Annotated in this window: 1 protein-coding gene; it reads right to left on the reverse strand. The window is 64.8% G+C overall.

Annotated elements, in window-relative coordinates:
• A partial coding sequence (locus WDW90_RS39535; RefSeq protein WP_336493047.1) for a sigma factor occupies nt 1-220 on the reverse strand: 220 nt, incomplete at its 3' end.
• Between the last annotated feature and the right edge of the window lie 50 nt (nt 221-270).

Genomic DNA, 270 nt, shown 5'->3' on the forward strand with positions numbered 1-270 from the left:
GGGGCGCCCGCAGCAGGTCGAGGCTAACCTGCGAGACCACCGTCGTGAGCCAGGCATCGAGATTTTCGATCTCGTTGACGTCGACGCGCTTCAGGCGCAGCCACGTCTCCTGCACAGCGTCCTCGGCGTCGGAGCCCGATGAGAGCAGCCGGGTGGCGATCGCCAGCAGCCGCGGTCGGGCCTTCTCGAAGCGCCGAACGAGATTTCTTTGATCGGCCATGTCACATCCTCATCGTCTTCATCGTCACCACACCGACGAGGCACACGGCC

Origin of the sequence: Methylobacterium nigriterrae, assembly GCF_037106235.1 — a bacterium.
Taxonomy (GTDB): Bacteria; Pseudomonadota; Alphaproteobacteria; order Rhizobiales; family Beijerinckiaceae; genus Methylobacterium; species Methylobacterium nigriterrae.